We start from the raw sequence: 22,856 nt of genomic DNA, 5'->3' as shown, positions 1-22,856 counted from the left end.
GCTCCTAGATCAGGGCCTGCATGGCCCGCAGACGGGCGTGGGCCGCGCCTCGACTGAGCAGCTCCTCGGCCTGATCCCGGCCTGTGACCAGATCGGGGGCTTTGCCTGTGATGACAAAACCTGCCGCAGCGTTCAACACTGCGATGTCTCGCTTGGGCCCCTTGATGGTTCCGGAGAGCACGCCCTCGAGAATGCCCGCGTTTTCCGTGGCATCTCCACCGACGAGATCTGCCAGAGCAGCCTTGCCAAATCCGAGATCCCTGGGGTCGATCTTGATTTCGCTAAGCGTACCTCCCGCCAGCTGGCAGACATCATTGACGCCGAGGGTGGAGAGCTCGTCCATGCCCTGGCCGCCTGCGGCGGTGCCGTGCACGACCCAGGCCCCTTTGCGCCCGAGCTGGACGAGGATCTCGCCAAAGGCACGCGTGAGACTGGGGTCAAACACGCCGATGAGCTGGTAGTCGGGGCGGCCGGGATTGAGCAGCGGGCCGAGCACATTGAAAATGGAGCGCTGCCCCTCTGCGGCGAGCAGCTTGCGGGCCTCGGCCACGGCCTTGAAGGTGGGGTGGTAGAGCGGCGCGAAGAAGAAGCCTAGGCCGGTGCTTTCCAGACCCGCGACAACTTTCTCCCTGGGGAGATCGATCTTGATGCCGAGGGCCTCGAGCACGTCGGCACCACCTGCCTTGGAGGTGATGCCGCGGTTGCCGTGCTTGGTCACACAGACGCCGCCGGCGGCCAGAATGAACATGGCGGTGGTGGACACATTGAAGAGGTGCAACTGGTCGCCTCCGGTGCCGACGACATCCAGCATCGGACCGGGGAGCCTGGCGCGGTCGATGCCGGGATCGACCGCGAGTTTGAGGAACTCCTGCACAAACAGGGCGATCTCCGCCGGGGTCTCACCCTTTTTTGCCAGAGCGCGTAGGAAACCGGCTTTGGCCGCCGCGGTGACTTCGGGGTCCACGAGCAGGGCCGTCGCTTCCGCGATCTGGGCGCTGCTGAGGTGAGTTTTCCGGGCCAAGCTTTGAGTGAGTGATTCCATGATTTGATTTTGACCAGAGGGCAGTGTTTAGCAAGCCAACCCGTGTGAACCTCTCGAAACGTTGAATACAAACTCCCCCATCCTCGGCATCGACCTCGGCACCACGAACTCGCTCGTCGGCGTGGTGGACAGCGGCTTTCCCATCCTGCTGGCCGATGAGCAAGGCTGCCGCAGCACGCCAAGCGCCGTGAGCGTGGCGCAGGATGGCAGCATCATGGTCGGTGCCACGGCGCTGAGGCAGCGGGCCCTGAACCCAGCAAGGACGATCACCTCGGTGAAGCGCCTGATCGGACGGCGGCCGGGCGAGGCGGGATGGACGCCGCCTTACACGCTCAGTGAGCTGAAAACATCTCCGGTCGAGGTTTCGGCAGAGATCCTGAAGCACCTCAAAGCCGTGGCGGAACGGGCGCTGGAGCAGCCGGTGACGCGGGCGGTGGTCACTGTCCCTGCGTATTTCAACGACGCGCAGCGCAATGCCACCAAACGGGCGGGAGAGCTCGCCGGGCTGGAGGTGGTGCGCATCCTCAGCGAGCCCACAGCCGCAGCGCTGGCCTATGGACTGGACAAGCTGGCGGAGCATCAAAAAATAGCGGTGTATGATCTCGGTGGCGGCACCTTTGACATCTCGGTGCTGGAGATGCGCGAGGGGACCTTTCAGGTGCTTTCCACCGCCGGGGACACGCAGCTCGGTGGTGATGACATTGACCGGCTGCTGGCCGAACACATCGCACAACGCCTCGGCCTTGCTGCGCAAGACATCCGCGTGCTCGAAGCCGCAGAGGCCGTGAAAAAGCGGCTCTCAGCGGACGAGAGCGCCAGCTTTGACGGGCTGGAGATCACGCGAGCCGACCTCGAAAAAATCGCCCGTCCATGGATCGAACGCACGCGCATTCACTGCCTGCGTGCGCTGAGTGACGCGGGAGTCAAACCCGGGGAGCTGGATGAGGTGATCCTAGTGGGTGGCAGCACGCGAATGCCGCTGGTGCGCGACTATGTGCGCGAGATTTTTGGCCGCGAGCCCAACACCACGCAAAATCCTGACGAAGCGATCGCGCTGGGGGCAACGATCCAGGCGGGCATCCTCAGCGGCAGCCTGCGGCAGGTGCTGCTGCTGGATGTGACGCCGCTGTCGCTAGGCATCGAGACCTTCGGCGGCCTGATGAACATCATCATTCCACGCAACACGACGATACCAGCGAAGGCCGGTGAGATGTTTACGAATGCGGTGGCCAACCAGGACAGCATGCTGATCCGCATCCTCCAGGGTGAACGTGAGCTGGCAAAGGACAACTGGGAGCTGGGGCGGATCGAAGTCCCCTTCCCCGCAGGCCCCAAAGGAAGTGCGCGTGTGGGGGTGCAGTTCAGCATCGACGCCGACGGCATTCTGCATGTGCTGGCGCGGGACACTGCCACGAACCAGGACACGATGCTGGAGATCCGAGGCACGGCGGTGGATGTGGCGGACGAGCGTGTGGAGCAGATGATCGCCGAGAGCGTGGACTTTGCCTTTGAGGACATGAACGAGCGAGTGTGGACGGAGGCAAAGCTGAAGGCGGAGGAGCTGCTGCCTGCCGTGGATGCCGCGCTCGGGCAACTCGGGGATGCGCTGAGCACAGAGGAGAAGTCCGAGGTGGTCCACCAAGCGGCAACGGTTCGCGCACTGCTTGAAGCCGCAGAGCATGATGCCCGGGCGCTCAAAGCCGCGACCCAACGGCTGGATGACGCGACCCAATCTCTGGCGGTGATGCTGATCGACCGTGCGATGGAGGAATCTCTGGCACGCCGCGGGCTGGTTTGATTTTCCTGTTCCCATTTGTGAGCGTAAGGCTACGATCCGCACCATGACCGTGTCCACAGGCCATGAATGATCATTCCCGTCAGGACGGAGCCCTTGGGTGGACGCCGCCGGCCCCGGAGCATCTGCAGGCCATGCTGCCGCAGTATGACCTGTGGGAAATGATCGCCTGCGGGGGCATGGGGGCCGTTTACAAGGCGCGGCAGATTTCACTCGACCGCCCGGTGGCCATCAAGGTGCTGCCGCCCCAGGTGGCAGAGGATGCGGCGGAGTATGTGCAGCGCTTCAAGAACGAAGCCCGAACGATGGCGCGGATGAACCACCCCGCGATCGTAGCGGTGTATGACTTTGGCGAAACCGAGGACGGGCTGCTGTACTTTGTGATGGAGTTCATCGATGGCACGGACGTTTTTAAAATGATCCATGCGCAGAAAAAACTGCCGCCGGAGCACGCGCTGGCCATCACGGCGCATGTCTGCGATGCGCTGGCCTACGCCCATGAGCGCGGCGTGGTGCATCGCGACATCAAGCCCGCGAACATCCTCATCAACATGGACGGTGCGGTCAAAGTGGCGGACTTTGGCCTGGCCAGCATGCTGGACCCTGGGCAGTCCGGCAGCGTGACCCAGGAAGGAACCACGATGGGAACGCCCGACTATGTGGCTCCTGAAGTGCTCACCATCGGCATGCAGGTCGATGGCCGTGCCGATCTTTATGCCGTCGGTGTGATGCTGTACAACATGCTCACGGGCAAAATCCCGCGAGGCAATTTTCAAACGCCCAGTGAACGGACAGGCTGTGACGCACGCTTCGACGCCATTGTGCGCAAGGCGATGGAGCAGGACGTTGAAAGGCGCTACCAGTCCTCCCGTGAGATCCGGCGTGATCTGGATCAGATCCTCACTGTGCCCGTCCCGAAAGAACAGCCGGCGCGAAAGGCACCAGCGGGCGGCATGCTGCCACGCCAGCCACCGCCACCTCCGCCGCCGCCCGGAATCCCGTGGGGCATGATCGCGGCCGGTGTGATCGTCATCGGTGCGGCTGCGGTGCTCCTCATGCGGGGTGGTGAAACTTCAAAACCGGCACCGGTAGCGGCCCAGGCGGCGACCATGACTGAGAAGTCTGTGGAAACCGCACCCACCGAGCCGCCATCGGCTCCACGGTCGCCAGCTTCCACGCCCCTCACACCGGTCATCCCACCGGCAGATCCCCATGCCCCCAAGGGCAGCCCATTGTCCAAATTTCCGGTGCTGAGCCACAACGGACACTACTACCAGATGGTGGAGGAACGGATGAACCAGCCCAACGCGAGCAAGCACGCGCAAAGCCTGGGCGCGCACCTGGCCACGATCAACAGCCAGGGGGAGCAGGACTGGATGAACCGCGTGCTGCCGCCTTATTTGAAGCAGGTCTCACAATCGATGGCCACCATTGGCGGCGTGCGAGATGGAGGGGCATGGAAGTGGATCACCGGCGAGCCTTTCGAATTCACCCGCTGGGAAGATGCTGCGTCCGCTGCGGCTGAGCCGGAGAAAAAGCTCGTTCTCAAGCTGACTGCGACAGCCGATGACAAAGCGGAATGGGGACTGGGGGGCGAAACGGCAGGGCGTGCCTTTGTCCTCGAATGGGACGCCGCCCCGTCGAAGACAACACCCAAAGAAGCCCCTCCTCCTCGGCCTGTGGTTGAAAGCGAAGGAGCCAAACGCCTGCGCGAACTGGACACCAGCTTTCATGCGGCGCTGGAGCGTGACGTCCTGGCAACGTACCGCAACGCGCTGCATGACCTGAACAGCAAATACCTTGCCGCGCTGGAACGTGCGCTGGCCGCAGAAACGGCGGCCGCACGCCTGCCAGGAGCGCTGGCGCTGCGTGAGGAGCAGCAGCTCATCACCAACCACCGCCCGCTGCCAGCGGACGATGCGCCGGAACTGCCACTGCCGCTGAAAACGCTGCGCAGCACCTACCGCTCCAGCCTGCGTCCCATTGAGAATGCCCGTAGCAGCGGCATCGCCACTCTCTTCCTGAAATATGAGGAAGTTCTGAAAGCCGCGCAGGCAGAGTGGACCCAGGGTGCAAAAATGGATGACGCAAGACTCGCCGAAGAGAAGATCGCCAGTCTAACCCGCGAACGTGCGGCGCTGCTGAATGAGGCCAAGCAGCTTCTCCCAGATGGACGGGAACTGGTGCTGCAAAGGAACGACCGATTTGTCTCCGCAGAGAAATTCACGCCCCCTGTGGAGTTCACACTGGTGGTGAAAACTCGCAAAGACGACCTGCGGCTGGCCTACACCGCCCGGCAGGTGATCTTCAACTGGGAAAAAAATCAGGATGAGCTGCGCATCGATGCCGATCCGGCCGGCGGCCACCATGCACCTGGCATGGGCCGCATCCCGGAGGACACGTTTGTCAGCATCCAGTGGCTCATCCTGCCGCACATGCAGAGCATCAGCGTCGATGGGAGGCGACGCTACCTCCACTTTGGCGACTACTCCAAAGTAAACAGCCCGCTGGAGATCTTCCCTTTGAACGATGTCGTCACGGTGCAGTCTGCCAAAGCGAAGGTGCAGGACCTTCAGACTCTCGAAGATCAGGCGGCCAGCATTCCGGCGATGCGCGAGCTGTTTCTGAACAAAGCCGAGTGGACAGGCAAGATCACGATTCCCGCAGGCAACTACCGGCCGCTACGCCGCATCGACATCGGGGCGCCGGGGAAGAACGATCCGCGAGCCAACTACGACGAGCAGCGTGGCGACGTGACGAGCCTGCCGGGCATGAGGATCGAAAACGTGCGCTTTCATTTGCGGGAAGGCAGCTGGAAGGCTTCGGGCGCCCGTTTCCAGGACGTGAGGATCACCGCCGATCTGGGCGGCAGCTTTGAGGCGCGTGACAGCGTGTTTCAGGACTGCCAGTTTGTGAAGGAGGGGGCCTGGTTCACGGCTTACTTCAGCTCCAAGTGGCAATTTACCAATTGCGTGCTCACCGGTGCCTTCATCCAAAACTGGACAGTGGGCAGTGTGGGCATGAAGCTCGAATCCTGCACCTTGCAGGATGTGGATCTGTGCCCAATTTTGTTCAAAGAGGACGCGGGGACTGAAGTGACCAAGGAATGGCTCAGCATCCAGAACTGCCGTTTCATCCACTGCCGGGTGCCTGAAAGCTTTGCCCTCGCCACCAGGAACTGCGTGTTTGAAAAATGCACCTTCGGTGCTCCTGAGGAAAAACTGGCGTCAAAGTCACCGCTGAGCGCCGTCATCTATGTGCAAGACTGCACGAACGAGCCCAAGGCCGGAGCCGGACGCAGCCTGGAGGCAAAACCCGTATCCTCACTCCCAACGAAAGCCGGGGCGGCCCTTCCCCATGTGCATCAAGATGGGCGGCTGGACTTTCAAACTCCGCCGCAGTGAAGAGCGTGCAGCCCCTGCTGGCGTTGAATCAACGGAGCGCGCCGGTGCCGTTCTGCTGGAAGTAGGCGTCGCGCATGCGACGGAGCTCTTCGAGACGTGATGAGATCTCCGTCTGCTCGCGTGCTTTTTCAGCCTTCTGCTGGGTGACGAAGTGGTTGTTGCTACCGAGGGTACGCCAAGGCCCGGCGGGGACTTCGCTGACATCCACAAAACGCCAGTCGCAGCGGCCGCTGCTGGAAATGCCGAGGTAGTCGCGAACGGCGGGTGAGATGTCGAGCCCTGCGCCGCGATTGCTGGTGTTCTTGGGGCGGGCGTTGCCGAAGACGTATTCGTGGTCGTCTGTCACAAAGGGGCCGCAGTCCTCCCACTGGGCGTAGCAGACACGATTGCCGTAGCGGATGGCGATCCACTGGCCTTTGAGCACCGTTTTGCCTGAGCGAACGAAGCGCTGCTTGAACCAGGGGATGACCCTGGAAGCCTCGGGTTTGTGAGAGTCGAAATCGATCACGTCATTGTAAGGCAGGGCCACGTAGAAAGGGTTCTGCTTGGGCGTGAAACCGATGGGGGTGTAGTTGTCGCTGCGCTTGTTGGGGTCGGGATCGTCGTAGCCGCCGAAGTTCTGCATCCACTGCGTGTCCCAGGAACTTTTGTCGTTGGGAGTGGGGTTGTTTTCCGTCGGCTGCTCGCCGACCCAGAAGACCGTGGCGACGATGTCCAGCTTCCAAGGATAGCGGGCGTAGCCAAGGTGCGGCATCGAGGAAGAGCTGAAAGTCGGCAGGGCGGCGGAAATGCTGCGGGGCGGAGACGACTGCGGCCTGGAAGCGTCGGCGGGCTTGCTTTGTGCAGGCGGTGCCACAGCGCCTTTCTTTAGAGCGGCCACGGCTCCCGTGGCAGAAACCGACGAAGCGCCCTGGCCAAACGCAGAGACGGAAGTCACGAGTGACGCGACGACGACGAATGAACGAATGGAACGGTGGACTGACATGGGGGCCGATTTCGCAGAATTGTAGCAGCTTACCATGGCAAACTGCAATCTGTAATTCGCCACGCAAGACGCAGCGGTCGGTTGGGATAACTGCGCAAATGCATGGACAAAGGAAGCTGCATTGCTGTTCAATATGCCGGTCCTTGCGATGCAGAGGCCAACTTTACAAGATTGACAATCAATTCAATAACGACGCAAGGTGGAATCCTGAGGCAGGCGTGTGTCGTCCGTATTTGGGTAGTCGAGCGTGTAATGCAGCCCGCGGCTTTCGTGGCGACGGATGGCACATTCGACGATGAGGGAGGCGGTTTCGACGAGGTTGCGGAGCTCGAGGATTTCGCTGGTGACGTGATTGTTCCAGTAGAACTCCTGCACCTCACGCTTGAGGTTACGAAGTCTGGCAGCCGCACGCTGCAGACGCTTGTTGGTGCGGACGATGGAGACGTAGTCCCACATGAGACGGCGGATTTCGTCCCAGTTGTGGTAGATGACAACGAGTTCGTCATTTTCCACGACACCGCTGGTCTGCCAGGGGCGCAGTTCGTAGCTCTGCTCGGCGACTTTTCCCTGCGGGATCTTTTTGATGAGGTGTGCCACGGCGCGCTGAGCGGTGACGCAGCACTCAAGGAGTGAGTTGCTGGCCAGGCGGTTGGCGCCATGAAGTCCGGTGCACCCCACCTCACCGACGGCGCAGAGGCCCCGGATGCTGGTGGCGCCGTTCACGTCGGTGAGCACGCCACCGCACTGATAATGAGCGGCAGGCACGACAGGGATAGGCTCTTTGGTGATGTCGATGCCGACATCAAGGCAGGCCTTCTGAATGTTCGGGAAGTGACTGGCGATGAACTCCGGAGAACGGTGGCTGATGTCGAGATAGACGCAGGGGCCGCCGGTCTTTTTGATTTCGTGGTCGATGGCGCGGGCGACGATGTCGCGGGGCGCGAGTGAGCCGCGCGGATCGTAGCGGTGCATGAACTCCTGACCGTCCTTGCCAATGAGGCGGGCACCTTCACCGCGCATGGCCTCGCTGATGAGGAAGGAGCGTTTTTGCGGATGATAGAGGCAGGTCGGGTGGAACTGGATGAACTCCATGTCCGATATGGTGGCACCTGCGCGCCAGGCCATCGCAACCCCATCCCCCGTGGCAACAAGTGGATTGGTGGTGTACAGATAAACACGGCCGCAGCCGCCGGTGGCGAGAATGACGCGGTCTGAGCGGAAGGTGTGGACGTCGCCGCTGCTTTCATCGAGCACGTACAAACCGAGCACCCGGTCTTCGGAGACCAGCCCCAGCTTTGCCGTGGTGAGAATATCGATGGCGTAATGGTTTTCGTAGATCGTGATGCTGGGATGGGCACGGACCGTGGCGAGGAGCTTTTCCGTGATCTCGCGCCCGGTGGCGTCTGCCGCATGGAGCACACGACGGGCCGTATGGCCGCCCTCGCGGGTGAGATCGAACTCGAGGTGGCCGTCCACGGCCTCGCGCTGGTCAAAGTGCACGCCCCATTTCACCAGATCGGCAATGCGGGCGGGGCCTTCGCTGACGATGGTGCGCACAGCGGCCTCTTTGCACAAACCAGCCCCGGCGACGAGGGTGTCGCTGACGTGTTTTTCGATGGAGTCGTTTTCAGCCGTGACGCAGGCGATGCCGCCCTGCGCCCAGTTTGAGTTGGAGTCGAGTGCGCCACGCTTGGTGATCATGACCACCCTGCCATGCTCGGAGGCATGCAGCGCAGCCACCAACCCAGCCGCTCCGGTCCCGACGATGATAAAGTCTGCCTCAATCATGAATTTGGGTGACTCTTTCGTCGCGGAACCGGCAACTTGCAAATGTACTACCAGCTGGTGCCCAAACTCCAGCGTGTGGCGAGGTCGAGCAGGTCGGGACGCATGGGCCATTCATCGGCACGCGGCTCCTGGCCTTCGTGGCGGTGGCTGGCGCCTTTGAGGGCCATGCAACCGGTGTTGTCACCAATCTGGCGGATGGTCTCGATCTCCTCAGAGGACAGGCATTGCGCGGGCAGGGCGGCGAGATCGTCAAGCTTGCTCTCGATGGTGCGCGCGCCTTCGCCGTGCTCCTGGATGAGGGTGGGGACGACGCTCTTGACGGCGGTGTTGCCGAGGGTCCAGAGGCAGGCGAGCTGGAGCATGGAGAGGCCGTGTTTTTCGGCAATGGGGCGGACTTTTTCGAGCTTTTCGACGCCGTGCTCGATCCAGCCGCCGGGGCGATGGGTGCGATGGTCGCCGTCACGGAACTTGTGGCCGGGCTTCACGTCGTCATGGAACAAGCCGCCGTAGTCGACCACGCGGGCGAGGATGTCGACGTTGTTTTTGGCGGCAGCACCGAGGACGTGCTGGCCGGGCCAGGGCTCGAAGGGGTTCAGAATGATCATGGCCCAGTCCATGCGGTCGCCGAAGCGCTCGAAGCACTCGATCATGTCGAGGGTGAAGCCGTTGGCGGGTCCGGGGGCGATGCCGAGGCGGTCGGTGAGGCCGTCGGTTTTGAGGGCGGTGAAGGCATCCCAGACTTTTTCGCTGGTGTAGCTGATGCTGTCCGGGTTGTGAAGCATGAGAAGATCAAACTTGGAGGACTGGCAGCGCTCCAGGCTCTTCTCGGTGGCCATCTTGAGGTAGTCGTAGTACTTTTCCGGACCGCGCAGGGAGGGGTCGGTGAAACGCGGGTAGCCACGGGAACCTTGGCGGATGCCTTCGTAAATGTCGTGACCGACGATGCCGACGAGGCAGTATTCTTCACGCGGGATGCCTTTGAGCGCCTCGCCGAGCAGGGCGTCCGCACGGCCGACGCCGTAAACATCCGCCGTGACAAAGGTGCGCACGCCTTTTTCAAACGAATCGCGCATAAGCTGCATGTAATGCTCCTCGGAGAGCTGTTCTCCGTAGTGCATGAAGCGTCCGCCGCTCCAGGTGCCATAGGCTGTTCGTGTGAGATTCATAAAGGGGTCGGGTTGGGGTTTGGAAGGGGTGGATACATAACGATTCCGCCCCGTGTTTCAAACAGGGATCATAGCCGGGGCGCTGATGGCGCAGGATTTGGCAAAATCGGCAGCCTTTTAACTGGCCGCGACCTTGACCAGCAGATCCGCGATTTTTTCGGCTGAATTCTTCACCGCGAGCTTCTGGGCCGCCTTTTTCATTTCGCCGGCTTTGCGCGGGTCGTTGAAGACGCTGCGCACGGCATCGGCCAAGGTGTCGGCGTTCAGATCGCTCTCAGGCATGAGCATGGCAGCACCCGCCTTGTCGAAGATTTCAGCGTTGCGGGTCTGATGATCCTCTGCGGCGTGAGGATAGGGTACCAGCAGGCTGGGCACGCCGAAGTAGGCGAGCTCTGACATGGAGGAGGCCCCTGAGCGTGCGATGGCGAGATCCGCCACACGATAGGCGAGATCCATGCGGTGGCAGAAGGCGGCCACATGTTGCTTGAGCATGGGGATCTTGGCGTAAACGTTGCGGACCTCCTCGTAGTCGGTGGGGCCGGCAATGTGGAGGACCTGGATGCCCATTTTTTCAAACTGCTCCAGAGCCATGCCGACGGCGCGGTTCACACCGCGCGCGCCCTGGCTGCCGCCCATGACGAGGAGGGTGCGCTTGTCCTTGTCGAGCTTGAAGAAAGCATGCGGGTCATCGGTGTTTTGCTTGCGCATGCTGCTGCGGACAGGGGTGCCGACGACGCGGACGTCCCCATGCTTGGGGAAGTGATCCTTGCAGGCGTCGAGGCCGCAAAGAACGATGTCGCTGTAGCGTGCGTTGAGGCGGTTCGCCTTGCCGGGGATGGCGTTGCTTTCGTGAATCAGCGTGTGGCAGCCCTCTTTGCGCCCGGCGTACAACGGTGCAAAAGAGGTGAACCCCCCCATGCCGAGCACCACATCCACATCGTGATCGGCGATGATCTTGCGGCAGGCCTTGGTGCCTTGCCAGAGACCTTTGAGGAAGCCAAACATTTTGGGCGACCAGGGTTTCGGCATGGCGAGAAAAGGCATCTTTTCGAACCGCAGATCCGGGTGCCCGGAGGCGGCCAGAGTGTCGATCTTCTTTTCGCTGATCAGGAGAGTTACGTCGTGACCACGGGAGGCGAGAACCTCACCGACGGCAATGCCAGGGAACAAATGCCCCCCGGTGCCACCGCACGCAATAAGCGCGTGGATGGACTTCGAATTTTTCTGTTTCACTCAATTTCAAAAGGCTAAAGCTGTGGGGTCCAGCGGCGCTTTCTGCGGATCACGGGAAGCTGATCCCAGGTCAGATGGACGCCCTGGCGGTGGATGTTGATCAGGATGCCAACCGCGACCATCGCGGCGACGAGACTGGACCCTCCGTAACTTACGAAGGGCAGTGGCAATCCCTTGTTTGGCAGCAAAGCAGTAGTCACGCCCATGTTCAAGAGCGCTTCCATTCCCAGCAAAAAAGTCAGTCCGGCCCCCAAAAGTTTGCCAAACCGGTTTGGCGCATAGGCCGAAACGACCATTCCCGCCATCACCAGCACGGCAAAGGCCAGGACGACTGCGGCAGTGCCGCGCAGCCCCAGTTCCTCCCCAACCATGGGGAAAATGAAGTCGGTGTGGGCTTCAGGCAGGTAGGAAAGCTTCATGCGCCCTTCCCCGAGGCCACGCCCTTCCAGCCCACCGGAGCCAAAGGCCAGCTTGGAAACCCACTGCTGCAAACCGAGGTCTTCCTTGTGGTTTTCGAGATCGAAGGTGACCATGACGCGCTCAAAGCGGTTTGGCAGGAACTTGATGCCCGCAGCGAGACCGCCCCCGCAAAGGACGACGATGATGGCCAGGTAGCGCATTTTGGTACCCGCCACAAACATGACCCCCAGACCGACCGTCGAAGCGAGGAGAGCGCTGCCGAGGTCAAATTCGCAGCCGATGAGGGCGACGATGCCCAGGAGGATGAGGCCCGGCAGGACAAAACCACGCAGGAAAGTGCGAGTCAGAGCCTGATGGGTGCCAAACCAGCCTGCCAGAGCGATGATGAGGGCGATCTTGGCAAATTCGGACGGCTGCACACGCACTCCGCCCACGCCCAAGGCCTGCAGACCGATCCAGCGCCTGGAACCGTTGATTTTGACCCCGATCATGGGAACGTAGCAGAGGGCCAGCAGCACGGCGGCGGCGACCAAGATGTGCCAGCGCCAGCGCATCCAGACGTTGTAGTCCACGACGGCCATGATGACGCATACCACGGTTGCGGCCGCCAGCCAGCCAAGCTGGCGCCACAGGGTCACATAATCCTCCCCACCTTCATGCGCGACCTGAAACGTCGTACTCGCAAGCATGGTGATGCCCAGCGCGACCAGTGAGAGCGCAGCAAGGATGAAGAGGAGGATGGAATATTTGGCCATGTCCGCCGGAAACGGGCGTTTACTTTGCCGGGATCACCAGCTTCATCCCATCGCGCATGGCGTTGGGGTTTTTGATGTTGTTCGCCTTCTGAATGGCTGCAACCGAGACGCCATACTTCGTGGAGAGGCGATAGAGCGTCTCGCCGGACTTGAGCGTGTGCGTGCGTGCGGCTGATGCCTTGGGCACGGTTTTGGGCGGGGAGTCCGCCGCCACTTTTTTGGCAGGCTCCGCCTTTTCCTTTTTCGCCGCCGGAGGTGCCTCCGCAATCTTCTTGAGCATCTGGGTTGGGGGGGGCACGGGAGTCGGCCTCACGAGCGGCCTGGCTTCTGCCTTGGCCACGGGCTTCGGCTCATCCCTGTCCCGGGGGCGGACGGCCTCAGGCTTGCCCGACTCCACCGGCGGTGCGTTTTCCTGCAGCAGTGAAACGACATTGGGCTTGGAAGGAGGCGGGAGCGCGGCGCTGACAGGCGGCGCGGAAACGGTGGCCGGTGTGTCTGCCGCAGCGACCAGCGAAGTTGTTGCGGGAGGGGCTTCGTTCAAGGCCACGAGGGAGATGGGCTCCATGGTGGCGGCAGACAGGCTGGCCGGTGCTTCGGAGGGTTTCACAGCCTCACTGGGAACCTTGGTGGCCGGTGGCTGGTCTCTGACCACAGGCAGGGCCTTGGGCGCGTCTTCTGTGACGGCCATGGGCTTCAACGTTTTGGGGTTTACGGGAATGGCGCTCGGAACGGCCTGCTTGGGCACACGCAGCATGGTCCCCGGACCGATCTGCAGACCTTTGTCGATCATATTGAGACGGGTGATCTCCGCCTCGGTGGAGCCAAATTTGGCAGCGATGGACTTGATGGAGTCCCCGGAGCGCATCTCATAGTTGTCAAACTGCTCGGTGTCCGCCGCCGCCCGTGCCTGGGCGGTAATGACTTCGGGTGAAGTCACCGGCAGCCCATTGCCGGTGCTCAGAGCACGTGCGGCCTGGGTGACTGTCTGCTGCGGTTTTTCGTCGTCCCCCATGAAATCATAGATGATGATGCCGCCAATGAGGACGACATGGATCAGCAGCATGACGACAAACATGCGCGCCATGCCTGAGTTTGGCTCATGCTGGTTCCACTCACCTTCCTCCGTGACGAGCGCGACACGGTGGCGATGCCGTTCACCATCCATGAGGTTGAGCAGCAGCTTGGTTTCTTTGGTCTTGGATTTCATCTTCATAGGACCTGGGGTGAAATTGTCGGAATCTGGAGTCTAAAAATTCAATGGAGCGCGTTCACAGCATCGCGGAAAACATCGCCGCGCTGGGCGTAACCTGTGAACATGTCGAAAGAGGAGGTGCCGGGGCTGAGGATGATGGCATCTCCAGCCTGCGAAACTTCGGTGGCCCGAAGCACGGCATCTGCCATGTCTGAGGCGCACTGGCATGGCAGCAGATCACCGAAGGTCTGCTGAAGCTGGGAAGCGATCTCTCCGATGAACACCATGGCACGGACCTGGCCGTTGAGCCCGGAACGCAGGGGGGTGTAATCGAGCTCCTTGTCCTTGCCACCGGCGATCAGCACGATGGGGCGCTCCTGGGAGCGGAGGCAGGCCTCGAGCGCGTGCAGGTTGGTGGCCTTTGAGTCATTGATGTATTCGCGGTCCCGGAGGGTGCGCACCAGCTCACAGCGGTGCCTTGGAGGGTCGTAGCTCTCCATGGCTTTCAGCATGCTGGAGAACTGCAGACCGAAGACCTGCCCGGTCATCAGTGCGGCGAGGACGTTTTCCATGTTGTGCCTGCCACGCAGCTTGAGCCCGCCAGCGCTGCCGATTTCGGCACCGTGATGGTAAAATTTGCCGTCGCCGTAGGTGAAGTCTGCCTCTGCTCCGTAGGCGGAGAAGGTCCGGCGCTGCGCCGCCCCAGAGGACACGCTCTCCCCTGCACGCACGATGGCCACATCCTCAGCCGTGACGTTTTCAAAAACACGTGCCTTAGCGGCAAAGTAGGACGCCATGTCCGGGTAGCGGTCCAGATGGTCCGGCGCAAAGTTAAGCCAAAGACTTGCCCGCGCACGAAAGTCGCGAATGGTTTCGAGCTGGAAGCTGCTGATCTCAAGCGCGAGCACATCATAACGTACGCCGCTGGCGACGACTTCACTCAAGGACATGCCGTGATTGCCGCAAGGAAGTGATTTCATGCCGCAGCCGTTGAAGAGAGTGGCGATGAGCTCCGTGCAGGTGCTTTTGCCGTTCGTGCCTGTGATGGCTGCCAGCGGCATGTCTGTCAGATGGAAAGCGAACTCGGTCTCACCGACCAGGGGAACGCCGGCATCGGTGAATTTTTTTGGCAGCGGCCAGTGTTCATCCAACCCGGGGCTGATGATGACCTGCTGAAACTCGCCGGGCCTGACGACCAAGTCGCGCGCAGGCTGGCCGAGCACGCAGCGGAAATCCTCGACGGGCTTCGCCTTGTCCCCCTCATCAAAGATGGTCACCTCCGCGCCATGCAGGCGCGCCAGACGCGCGGCACCGAGGCCGCTGCGACCGGCGCCGAGAATGGCGAAATGCTGTGAGGCGAAGCGCATGAGGATTTAGCGGAGCTTGAGAGTGGCGAGACCGAGCATGGCAAAGAACAGGGAGAGCACCCAGAAGCGGACAATGACCTGGTTTTCGTGCCAGCCGCCGAGCTCAAAGTGGTGGTGGATCGGAGCCATGCGGAAGATGCGCTTGCCACGCTTTTTGAAGCTCCAGACCTGCAGAATGACGCTCATGGCCTCCATGACAAAGACACCGCCGACGAGAGCGAGCACGATCTCCTGCTTGCAGCCGATGGCCAGCGCAGCGATGCAGCCGCCGAGAGCGAGAGAGCCGGTGTCTCCCATGAACATCTTGGCAGGGTGTGCATTGAACCAGAGAAAGCCGAGGCAGGCACCAGCCATGGCCATGGCAACGATGGGCAGCTCGTTGGCCAGGCTGTTGTGGGCGACACCGAGGTATTCGGAGTATTTCGCGTTGCCGCAGACGTAGCCAAATGCGGCATAGGCCAGCGAGGTGGTGATGGAGCAGCCTGTGGCGAGGCCGTCCAGACCGTCGGTGAGATTCACCGCATTCGAAGCACCGACAATGATCAGCGCGAACAAAGCGACGGCAAAAAACTGCATGTCAGAGATGACCGCGTCCTTCACAAATGGAATGTAGAGGGCACGGAGAGTGATGCCGTTGTCCCCTGGCACAGCATAGGCAAAAAGCAGGCCCGCCACGATGGCCACCGATGTCTGCCAGATGAGCTTGGTGCGGGCGCTGACGCCCTTGGAGTTCTTTTTGCTGATTTTCAGGTAATCGTCACGGAAGCCCAGGGCGCCGAGGCCGATGGTGGTGAAAAGCACCGTCCACACCATGATGTTGTCCCACTTCGCCCAGAGCAGAGTGGAGAGAACGATGGCCGAAAGGATGAGAATGCCGCCCATGGTGGGGGTGCCGGCCTTCTTGCCATGGAGCTCATGAAGCTTGTGGACTTCCTCGGCGGTGCGGATCGGCTGGCCGATTTTCAGGGAGATCAGCTTGCGGATGAGGCGGTCGCCATACATGAGCGAAAACGCAAAGGCTGTGACTGCGGCGCCACCGGCGCGGAAGGTGTGGTACTTGAAGAGGTTGAGAATCTTGTACAGAGCTGCGTCATCGCTGATCCATTGATGAGCGGTGAGCCATTCCCTGAGTTCGTAAAGCCAGTACATCATGAAGCGGAAAAATGCGTGAGAACTTGTTCCATGCGCGCGGAGCGGCTGCCTTTGAGCAGGACCACGTCTCCCGCGCGCAGCCATTCGCGGAGCCGTGCGGCACAGGAGGCATGATCGGGGAAATGTTCGGAGGGCACGGCCTTCGAGGCTTCCGTGATCCATGCGGCTTCGCTGCCGCCAACGCTGAAGACTGCGTCGAGCTTGAGCGCTCCGGCAAACTCGCCCACCCGGCGATGTTCGGTTTCAGCGATCGGGCCCAGCTCGCCCATGCGACCGAGCACTGCCACGCGGCGGCAGCCGGACACGCCCAGGGTGCTGAGGGTGCGCAAGCCGGCGATCATGCTGTCCGGGTTCGCATTGTAGGAGTCATCAATGAAATGGATGCCGCGAAGCACCTTGGGCTCCACGCGGCCTCCGGTGAGCCTGGCCTGGTTCAGCGCATCGGCGATGTCTGCCGGCGCAATGCCCTGCCTCCAGCCCATGCAGGCGGCCAGCGCGGCATTGCCGACCATGTGCTCTCCGAGAATGGGCAGGCGTGTTTCGACTTTTTCGCCGGCAAAGTCGAGGGTGAATGTGGTGCCCGTGGCATCTGCGCGGAGACCGGAGGCAGCCACGTCACCGCAGCCGACACCCGCCGTCGACACACTGGCCTGGCAGTGGCGGGCGATGAGCGGAGTGTATTTGTCATTGGCATTGAGCACGACCACGCCACCGGGGCGCACGTTTGCCGCCAACGTGCCCTTCTCCCAGGCAATTGCATCCTGGGTGCCCATGTATTCGATGTGAGCCATGCCGACATTGGTAATGATGCCGGCGTCTGGCCTGGCGATGTCGGTGAGCACTTTGATCTCTCCCGGATGGTTCATGCCCATTTCGGTGACGCAGCACTGATCTCCTTCACGCAGGGAGAGCAGCGTCAGCGGCAGGCCGATGTGGTTGTTCAGATTTCCCAGAGTGGCGCGCGTCTGGCACTTGCGTGCCATGATGACTGCCGTGAGGTCTTTGGTGGAAGTTTTGCCGTTGCTGCCCGTCAGGCCGATGATGAGCGGGGCGTGGTGCTCACGATAACCGCGCGCCATGCTCTGCAGCGCGAGAAGGGTGTCCCCCACCTCGATGACAGCACAGGGAAGAGCACCCCAGGCAGGATTGATTTTGCTGACAACGACGGCAGCAGCCCCCGCCGCAGCCACCTGGGGGATGAAATCATGGGCGTCGAATTTGTCCCCCACCAGCGCCACGAACACCTCCCCGGCGGTGATTTTGCGCGAATCTGTGTTCACGTCAGTCACCAGGCGCGTGCCATCGCCGCGCAGGGTGCCTGCGGCGAATCGGGCAAGAGTCTGGAGTGAGACGGGAATCATCGGTTGAATCGGTCAGGTCGATCTGGTCGGTCAGGGGGGCGGTCAAACCCGCCGCGCATGGCTTCGCGTTCAGCAGCTTTTTCTTCGCGCTCAGCCGCGCGTTCAGCCTTGAGCTGATGGAGGATGGCACGGGCGATTTTGCGGTCATCGAAAGGATGCTTTTTGCCCTGAATGTCCTGATAGTCCTCATGTCCCTTGCCAGCGATGAGGACGAGATCGCCCTCCCGGGCGTTTTGGAGAGCGGTCAGGATGGCCTCGCGACGGTCCGCGATGATGGCCTGCTTTTGCGGGCGGGCAAAACCAGCCTTGGCATCATTCAAAATCTGCTGGGGATCTTCGGTGCGAGGATTGTCGGAGGTGAGGACGCAGATGTCACTGCCGGCCTCTGCTGCGGCAGCCATCTTCGGACGCTTGGAGCGATCCCGGTCCCCCCCGCAGCCAAAGACGGTGATGAGGCGGCGTGGACGCAGCGCACGCGCGGTGCGCAGGGCGTTTTCCAAACCGTCCGGCGTGTGTGCGTAGTCGACGAAGACCTGGAAGCGGGAGTTTTCGGACACGCGCTCCATGCGTCCCGGCACCTGGGGGGCGTTCTGGAGGCTTCTGATGGCCTCCCGAAAGTTCAAGCCGACGGCCTGAGCCGCCGCGAGGGCGCCGAGGGCGTTGTAAACGTTGAAGTCGCCAATGAGCGGCAGGCGTACGAGGAAGCTGCGCCCGCGTGCCTCCAGCTCAAACGTGGTACCGGTGAAGTCGTAGCGCACGTTGATGGCGCGGAACTCACAGCCAACGCCGAAACCAAAGCGGACGACGCGGCCGGTGTGCTCAAAACGCTGCACGAGCTTGCGCCCCCAGGCGTCATCTCCGTTGATGATGAGGGCGGAGCGTGGAGACGAGTCGGCGGTGATCTGGAACAGGCGCACCTTGGCCTCGAAGTATTTCTCCATCGTGCCGTGGTAGTCGAGGTGGTCCTGGGTGAGATTGGTGAAGATGGCGGCGGCAAAAGGCAGGCCAAAGACGCGATCCTGATCCAGCGCATGCGAGGACACCTCCATGGCACAGGCACGGCAGCCGTTGTCCCTCATGCTGGCCAGGAGGCCCTGGATTTCGAGGGATTCAGGCGTGGTGTGCGTGGCGGGGACGTGCTCGCCGCCACCGAGATCGTAAAAGATGGTGCCCAGAAGGCCGCTGCGCATCTGGGCGGAATTGAACAGATGGTGGAGAAGGAAAGCGGTGGTGGTCTTGCCGTTGGTGCCGGTGACGCCGGCAATGGTCAGCGCCTTGGCCGGGTGGCCGTAAAGGGCTGCCGCAGCCTGGGCCAGCGCGATGCGGGAGTGGCGCACATGCACCCACGGCACGGCGCAGTCCTCTGCCGGGGCCTGCTCGGAAATGATTGCGGCAGCACCGAGTTCGACCGCCTTGCCAATGTAAGCATTCCCATCTGCATGCGTGCCACGAATGGCGACGAACGCGATGCCGGGGCCGACGAGACGGGAGTCGTAGGCAAAGCCTGTGATCTCGGTGTCGAGGCTGCCGGAAACAGCGGGCTTGTCGAGATGGGGAATGAAGTCACGCAGTTTCATTGTACGCCTCCTTTCACCGCCACTTTGAGAGGGCGCTCATTGCGAATGGCCAGGTGGTCGAGTGTCTCGCGAACCACTTCGGAGAAAATGGGGGCGGCGATGCGCCCCCCACGGACCATGGCAGAACTTTCGGCTTTGGGGTCGTCCAGCATCACGAGACAGACAAGCTTGGGGTTGTCGATAGGGGCCATGCCAATGAAAGAGGTGAGGTAAGTGCCGTCGATGTAGCGTTTCTTTTCCGGGTCGTAACGGCGGGTGGTGCCGGTTTTGCCTCCGACCCGGACTTCGGGCAGCGCGGCCCGCTTGCCGGTGCCTTCCGTGACGACGCCTTCGAGGAAATCGCGCAGTGAGGCGGCGGTTTTGGCCGTGCACACCTGCCAGACAGGCTGCGGCGGCATGACTTCGGTTTCGCCATTCGGTTTGACGATCCGGTCGATAAGGCGGGGCTTCATGAGCACACCGCCGTTGGCAATGGCTCCGTAGGCCATGCACATCTGCAGCGGGGTGACGTTGACTTCATATCCAATAGGCATGCGTGAATAGGTGGTGTTGCTCCATTTGCCGGTATTGAAACGGCCGGCTTCTTCGCCGACGAGACCGATTCCGGTGGGAGCTCCAAAACCAAACCTTGTGGCATAGTCGAGCATCATGTCCTGTCCAACACGTTTGCTGATTTTGTACATCCCAATGTTGCTGGAGTGGACCAGCACGCCCTTGACAGTCTGCATGCCGAGGGGCTCATCGTCGCTGAGCTTCACTTTGCGCACCGGATCTTCGTAATACATGTTGCCGCAGTCGATCATCTCACCGGGGGTGACTTTGCGGTTGTCCAGGGCCGCCGCCAGGGTGACGACCTTGAAGATGGAGCCTGGCTCGTAGGCGCCTGCGATGGCGTAGTTGGTCCAGGTGCTGTCATCGGGGTTGCTCGCATCGCGGTGCGGACGGGCTGCCATGGCAAGGATGGTGCCGGTGGAGGGTTCGGTGACGACGATGACGGCCCGGCGGGCGTTGTTAGCCTTCCAGGCACGCTCACAAATGGCCTCGACATTGTCCTGCAGCTGCATATCGATGGTCAGATGAGCGTCGCTACCATGCTGCGGCTCAATGACTTGACTGCGATATGAAGGGAGTTCGTGACCGGACTTGTCGCGCTCGATCAGCTGCTCTCCGGGAATGCCCGTGAGCCGGGCATCCATGAGTTTTTCGACCCCCCAGCGGCCTCTGTTGTTGCTGTCTGTGATGCCGAGAACGAGTGAGAGGCGGTCCTGGGCCGGAAAACGGCGTGCCACTGTGGGACGCATGTAGATGCCAAAGATGTGGCGGTCCTTGAAAAGCTCGCTCCACTGCTTGGCGGTGTCTTCATCCACCTGTTTGGCGAGAACGATTTCGGGTTTGTCCGAGGCGAGCTGGCTGCGGATTTCCTGCTCGGACTGGGGCAGAATGCCCGCCAGCACCTTGGCCACATGGTCGTGATAGGCGGCCAGGGTGCCTGCATCATCCAGCTGTTCGCGCAGAGCGAGCGCCTTCACACCCCGGATGGCGGCGAGGTGGTGGCGAACGGTGACCACCTCCCGCAGATGCGTGCGGTCGGTGTAGAGCTCGCGAACGTCTTCGTCATGCGCGAGGTACTCCCCGCTCAGGTCTTTGATGGCTCCGCGGTGCGCTGGCAGTACGATATGCCGCTGGTATTTGCGCGCTGCGAGCTGGGTCAGGCGCGGCGACTCCTTAATCTGAATGACTGCGAGGCGCCACGTCACGAGTGAAAAGCCCGCCAGCAGCACAAACAGCAGCAGCAGCATGCGGCGGCAGACCGGACGATCCCGGCGTAGCTGGATTTGATTGGGCAGGGGCTGACTCACGGGGCCTTGGACGTGATTTGAGCGACAGAGGGGTCCGCAGCGGGTGCAGCGGCTTTCGCCGGCTGTTCAGGCAGCGGTTTGAGCAGAAGAATGCTTTGCTTCGTGATGGGACGCAGCAGCGTGCCTGCGCTGGTGAGGCGCGGCTGAACGCGGTCGCGTGTGAGCATCGTTTCAATACGGTTGTTCAGCGCCAGGATTTCAGCGTTGAGCAGGCGCATTTCGGCTTCGACCTTGCGCTGCTCCTCGCCCAGTGCACGCACGCGGTTTTTGCTCACGACGATGCCAAGGCCGACCAGCGCGAGCGATGCCACCACGATCAGGATCGCCGTGATCGTGGAAAGGCCGAGGCTGTTGCGGTAGCGGTTGCGTGGGCGGGGTTTCATGCAGGGAGGCGTTCGGCGACGCGCAGCACCGCGCTGCGTGCGCGTGGGTTCAGCTCGATTTCCTGCGGGGTCGCCTGGATGGGCTTCCGCGTGATCAGTTTGAGGACACAGTCCGGGTTTTTGCGGGCTTCGGGCCATTCCGGGCGGTCGATGAAGGGGGCCGAGAGGTGCTGGAGCGTCTGTTTGACAATGCGGTCTTCCAGCGAGTGGAAGGAGATGACCGCAAGCCTGCCGCCGGGCTTGAGCCAGCGCGGAGCCGCCGCAAGGAAGTCGTGCAAAGCGGCGAGTTCGTCATTCACGGCGATGCGCAGGGCCTGAAACACCAGTGTGGCGGGGTGGCGTTTGCCACGCTTGGGCGAGGCGGATGCGACGATGTCTGCAAGCTGGAGAGTGGTGCGGATGGGGCCTGATGTGCGGGCCTTGAGAATGGCCCGTGCGATGCGACGTGCATTGTTCTCTTCGCCGTACTCAAAAAAGATGCGGACGAGTTCCGCCTCATCTTCGGTGTTCACGATGTCTGCGGCGGTGCGGGAGGACTCAGTGTCCATGCGCAGATCCAGGGGACCGTCTCGCATAAAAGAGAATCCACGGGCGGCATCATCGAGCTGATGGCTCGATACGCCGATGTCCACCAGCATGCCATCAAAGCCGGACACGCCGGTTTCTTCAACGATCTGAGGGAAGTTGCGAAAGTTACCGCGCAGAGCACAGAACTGGGCGGCAAAGGGCTTCAGGCGCTCTGAGGCGTGTTTCAGGGCGTTGAGGTCCTGATCCATGGCCACCACCCGCGATCCATGCTGGAGCAAAGCTTCGGTATGTCCGCCACCGCCCAGTGTACCGTCGAAAAAAAGCTTACCTGGAGCAGGTTCCAGCATGGCTACGACTTCGGCCAGCAGCACGGGGGCATGGTAGAAGGGCAGATTTCGCACTGCGGCCTCAGGTGGTGGCGGCTCCGATGAACCCATCCCCCCTCCTGCGCCCTGCCGTGTAACCAAAGTACCGCGCCCCCAGGGCATCATATCGTCCATGGCGTCTGTAGCACCGAACCAAGCCCACCCGCCGACTTGAGAAAATTCAATCAGTCTAGAAATCCCAGCCAACCATTTCCTCACGAACGACAGCTCCCACCGAACTGGCCGAGGGGAGAGTCGCGACAATGGGAAACCGATTGTTGAGAGCGCGTTCATCAAAGAAACGGAATTGCAGAGCTGTCGGATGTTTGAAAATGACAGAAAAGCCGTAAACCTAAAATTCTAACCAGTCCTTATAATCGACAGACCTTGTTCTTGGCAATCGTCTATTTTCAGAATTTTCACCCTCATATAGAATTACTTGAATACTGTTCATTCGATCAACCAGAGGTTTTAGAGATACCCT

16 protein-coding genes are annotated in these 22,856 nt (G+C 61.5%); 2 read left to right on the top strand and 14 right to left on the bottom strand.

The features are described 5' to 3' along the window. Positions 1–4 precede the first annotated feature (4 nt). Entirely contained in the window at positions 5–1,042 is a 1,038-nt protein-coding gene (gene trpD, locus ACZ5WW_RS17835; protein ID WP_464694173.1) for an anthranilate phosphoribosyltransferase, read from the bottom strand. A gap of 61 nt (positions 1,043–1,103) precedes the next feature. Between trpD and ACZ5WW_RS17830 the strand changes: the two genes are divergently transcribed. Both ACZ5WW_RS17830 and ACZ5WW_RS17825 read left to right on the top strand, forming a co-directional pair. Next, entirely contained in the window at positions 1,104–2,840 is a 1,737-nt protein-coding gene (locus ACZ5WW_RS17830) for an Hsp70 family protein (protein WP_377165756.1), read from the top strand. Between the two features lie 62 nt (positions 2,841–2,902). Further along, positions 2,903–6,241 (top strand): protein kinase domain-containing protein, encoded by a 3,339-nt coding sequence (locus ACZ5WW_RS17825; RefSeq protein ID WP_377165758.1) that lies wholly within the window; start codon positions 2,903–2,905, stop codon positions 6,239–6,241. Between the two features lie 28 nt (positions 6,242–6,269). On the opposite strand, the gene ACZ5WW_RS17820 is transcribed toward ACZ5WW_RS17825, so the two are convergent. From ACZ5WW_RS17820 to rsmH, 13 genes are all read right to left on the bottom strand, one after another. Then, on the bottom strand, positions 6,270–7,226 hold the full coding sequence (locus tag ACZ5WW_RS17820; protein ID WP_377165760.1) for a hypothetical protein: 957 nt from the start codon (positions 7,224–7,226) through the stop codon (positions 6,270–6,272). Positions 7,227–7,409: 183 nt separating this feature from the next. Then, positions 7,410–9,014, bottom strand: coding sequence for an L-aspartate oxidase (nadB, locus tag ACZ5WW_RS17815; protein ID WP_377165762.1), 1,605 nt, complete (start codon positions 9,012–9,014; stop codon positions 7,410–7,412). A gap of 47 nt (positions 9,015–9,061) precedes the next feature. Beyond that, on the bottom strand, positions 9,062–10,180 hold the full coding sequence (locus ACZ5WW_RS17810) for an aldo/keto reductase (protein ID WP_377165764.1): 1,119 nt from the start codon (positions 10,178–10,180) through the stop codon (positions 9,062–9,064). A 117-nt stretch (positions 10,181–10,297) separates the two neighbouring features. Then, a complete protein-coding gene (gene murG, locus ACZ5WW_RS17805) occupies positions 10,298–11,413 on the bottom strand; it encodes an undecaprenyldiphospho-muramoylpentapeptide beta-N-acetylglucosaminyltransferase (RefSeq protein ID WP_377165766.1) in 1,116 nt (371 codons plus the stop codon). A gap of 14 nt (positions 11,414–11,427) precedes the next feature. Continuing rightward, positions 11,428–12,588, bottom strand: a complete 1,161-nt coding sequence (locus ACZ5WW_RS17800) for an FtsW/RodA/SpoVE family cell cycle protein (protein WP_377165768.1) — start codon at positions 12,586–12,588, stop codon at positions 11,428–11,430. A gap of 19 nt (positions 12,589–12,607) precedes the next feature. Further along, on the bottom strand, positions 12,608–13,801 hold the full coding sequence (locus ACZ5WW_RS17795) for a LysM peptidoglycan-binding domain-containing protein (protein WP_464694172.1): 1,194 nt from the start codon (positions 13,799–13,801) through the stop codon (positions 12,608–12,610). A gap of 41 nt (positions 13,802–13,842) precedes the next feature. After that, on the bottom strand, positions 13,843–15,147 hold the full coding sequence (murD, locus tag ACZ5WW_RS17790; protein WP_377165772.1) for a UDP-N-acetylmuramoyl-L-alanine--D-glutamate ligase: 1,305 nt from the start codon (positions 15,145–15,147) through the stop codon (positions 13,843–13,845). A gap of 6 nt (positions 15,148–15,153) precedes the next feature. After that, entirely contained in the window at positions 15,154–16,299 is a 1,146-nt protein-coding gene (mraY, locus tag ACZ5WW_RS17785) for a phospho-N-acetylmuramoyl-pentapeptide-transferase (RefSeq protein ID WP_377165774.1), read from the bottom strand. Further along, on the bottom strand, positions 16,296–17,660 hold the full coding sequence (locus tag ACZ5WW_RS17780) for a UDP-N-acetylmuramoyl-tripeptide--D-alanyl-D-alanine ligase (protein WP_377165776.1): 1,365 nt from the start codon (positions 17,658–17,660) through the stop codon (positions 16,296–16,298). Before ACZ5WW_RS17780 ends, mraY begins: the two co-directional genes overlap by 4 nt. Further along, positions 17,657–19,237, bottom strand: a complete 1,581-nt coding sequence (locus tag ACZ5WW_RS17775; protein ID WP_377165778.1) for a UDP-N-acetylmuramoyl-L-alanyl-D-glutamate--2,6-diaminopimelate ligase — start codon at positions 19,235–19,237, stop codon at positions 17,657–17,659. The genes ACZ5WW_RS17780 and ACZ5WW_RS17775 overlap by 4 nt, the downstream gene beginning before the upstream one ends. Next, complete coding sequence (locus ACZ5WW_RS17770; protein ID WP_377165780.1) at positions 19,234–21,096, bottom strand: peptidoglycan D,D-transpeptidase FtsI family protein; 1,863 nt, start codon at positions 21,094–21,096, stop codon at positions 19,234–19,236. Before ACZ5WW_RS17770 ends, ACZ5WW_RS17775 begins: the two co-directional genes overlap by 4 nt. Further along, positions 21,093–21,479, bottom strand: a complete 387-nt coding sequence (locus tag ACZ5WW_RS17765) for a hypothetical protein (protein WP_377165782.1) — start codon at positions 21,477–21,479, stop codon at positions 21,093–21,095. The genes ACZ5WW_RS17770 and ACZ5WW_RS17765 overlap by 4 nt, the downstream gene beginning before the upstream one ends. Next, positions 21,476–22,408, bottom strand: a complete 933-nt coding sequence (gene rsmH, locus ACZ5WW_RS17760) for a 16S rRNA (cytosine(1402)-N(4))-methyltransferase RsmH (RefSeq protein ID WP_377165784.1) — start codon at positions 22,406–22,408, stop codon at positions 21,476–21,478. Before rsmH ends, ACZ5WW_RS17765 begins: the two co-directional genes overlap by 4 nt. Between the last annotated feature and the right edge of the window lie 448 nt (positions 22,409–22,856).

It is taken from the genome of Prosthecobacter fluviatilis (assembly GCF_055388355.1).
The sequence above is the reverse complement of the archived record's forward strand: the minus strand, read 5'-3'. Positions and strand labels throughout refer to the sequence as shown.

Bases quoted from the DNA above. Each gene is read 5' to 3' on its own strand.
- trpD (WP_464694173.1), bottom strand. From the start codon at position 1,042: ATGGAATCACTCACTCAAAGCTTGGCCCGGAAAACTCACCTCAGCAGC.
- ACZ5WW_RS17825 (WP_377165758.1), top strand. From the start codon at position 2,903: ATGAATGATCATTCCCGTCAGGACGGAGCCCTTGGGTGGACGCCGCCG.
- ACZ5WW_RS17820 (WP_377165760.1), bottom strand. From the start codon at position 7,226: ATGTCAGTCCACCGTTCCATTCGTTCATTCGTCGTCGTCGCGTCACTC.
- nadB (WP_377165762.1), bottom strand. From the start codon at position 9,014: ATGATTGAGGCAGACTTTATCATCGTCGGGACCGGAGCGGCTGGGTTG.
- ACZ5WW_RS17810 (WP_377165764.1), bottom strand. From the start codon at position 10,180: ATGAATCTCACACGAACAGCCTATGGCACCTGGAGCGGCGGACGCTTC.
- ACZ5WW_RS17800 (WP_377165768.1), bottom strand. From the start codon at position 12,588: ATGGCCAAATATTCCATCCTCCTCTTCATCCTTGCTGCGCTCTCACTG.
- ACZ5WW_RS17795 (WP_464694172.1), bottom strand. From the start codon at position 13,801: ATGAAGATGAAATCCAAGACCAAAGAAACCAAGCTGCTGCTCAACCTC.
- murD (WP_377165772.1), bottom strand. From the start codon at position 15,147: ATGCGCTTCGCCTCACAGCATTTCGCCATTCTCGGCGCCGGTCGCAGC.
- mraY (WP_377165774.1), bottom strand. From the start codon at position 16,299: ATGATGTACTGGCTTTACGAACTCAGGGAATGGCTCACCGCTCATCAA.
- ACZ5WW_RS17780 (WP_377165776.1), bottom strand. From the start codon at position 17,660: ATGATTCCCGTCTCACTCCAGACTCTTGCCCGATTCGCCGCAGGCACC.
- ACZ5WW_RS17775 (WP_377165778.1), bottom strand. From the start codon at position 19,237: ATGAAACTGCGTGACTTCATTCCCCATCTCGACAAGCCCGCTGTTTCC.
- ACZ5WW_RS17765 (WP_377165782.1), bottom strand. From the start codon at position 21,479: ATGAAACCCCGCCCACGCAACCGCTACCGCAACAGCCTCGGCCTTTCC.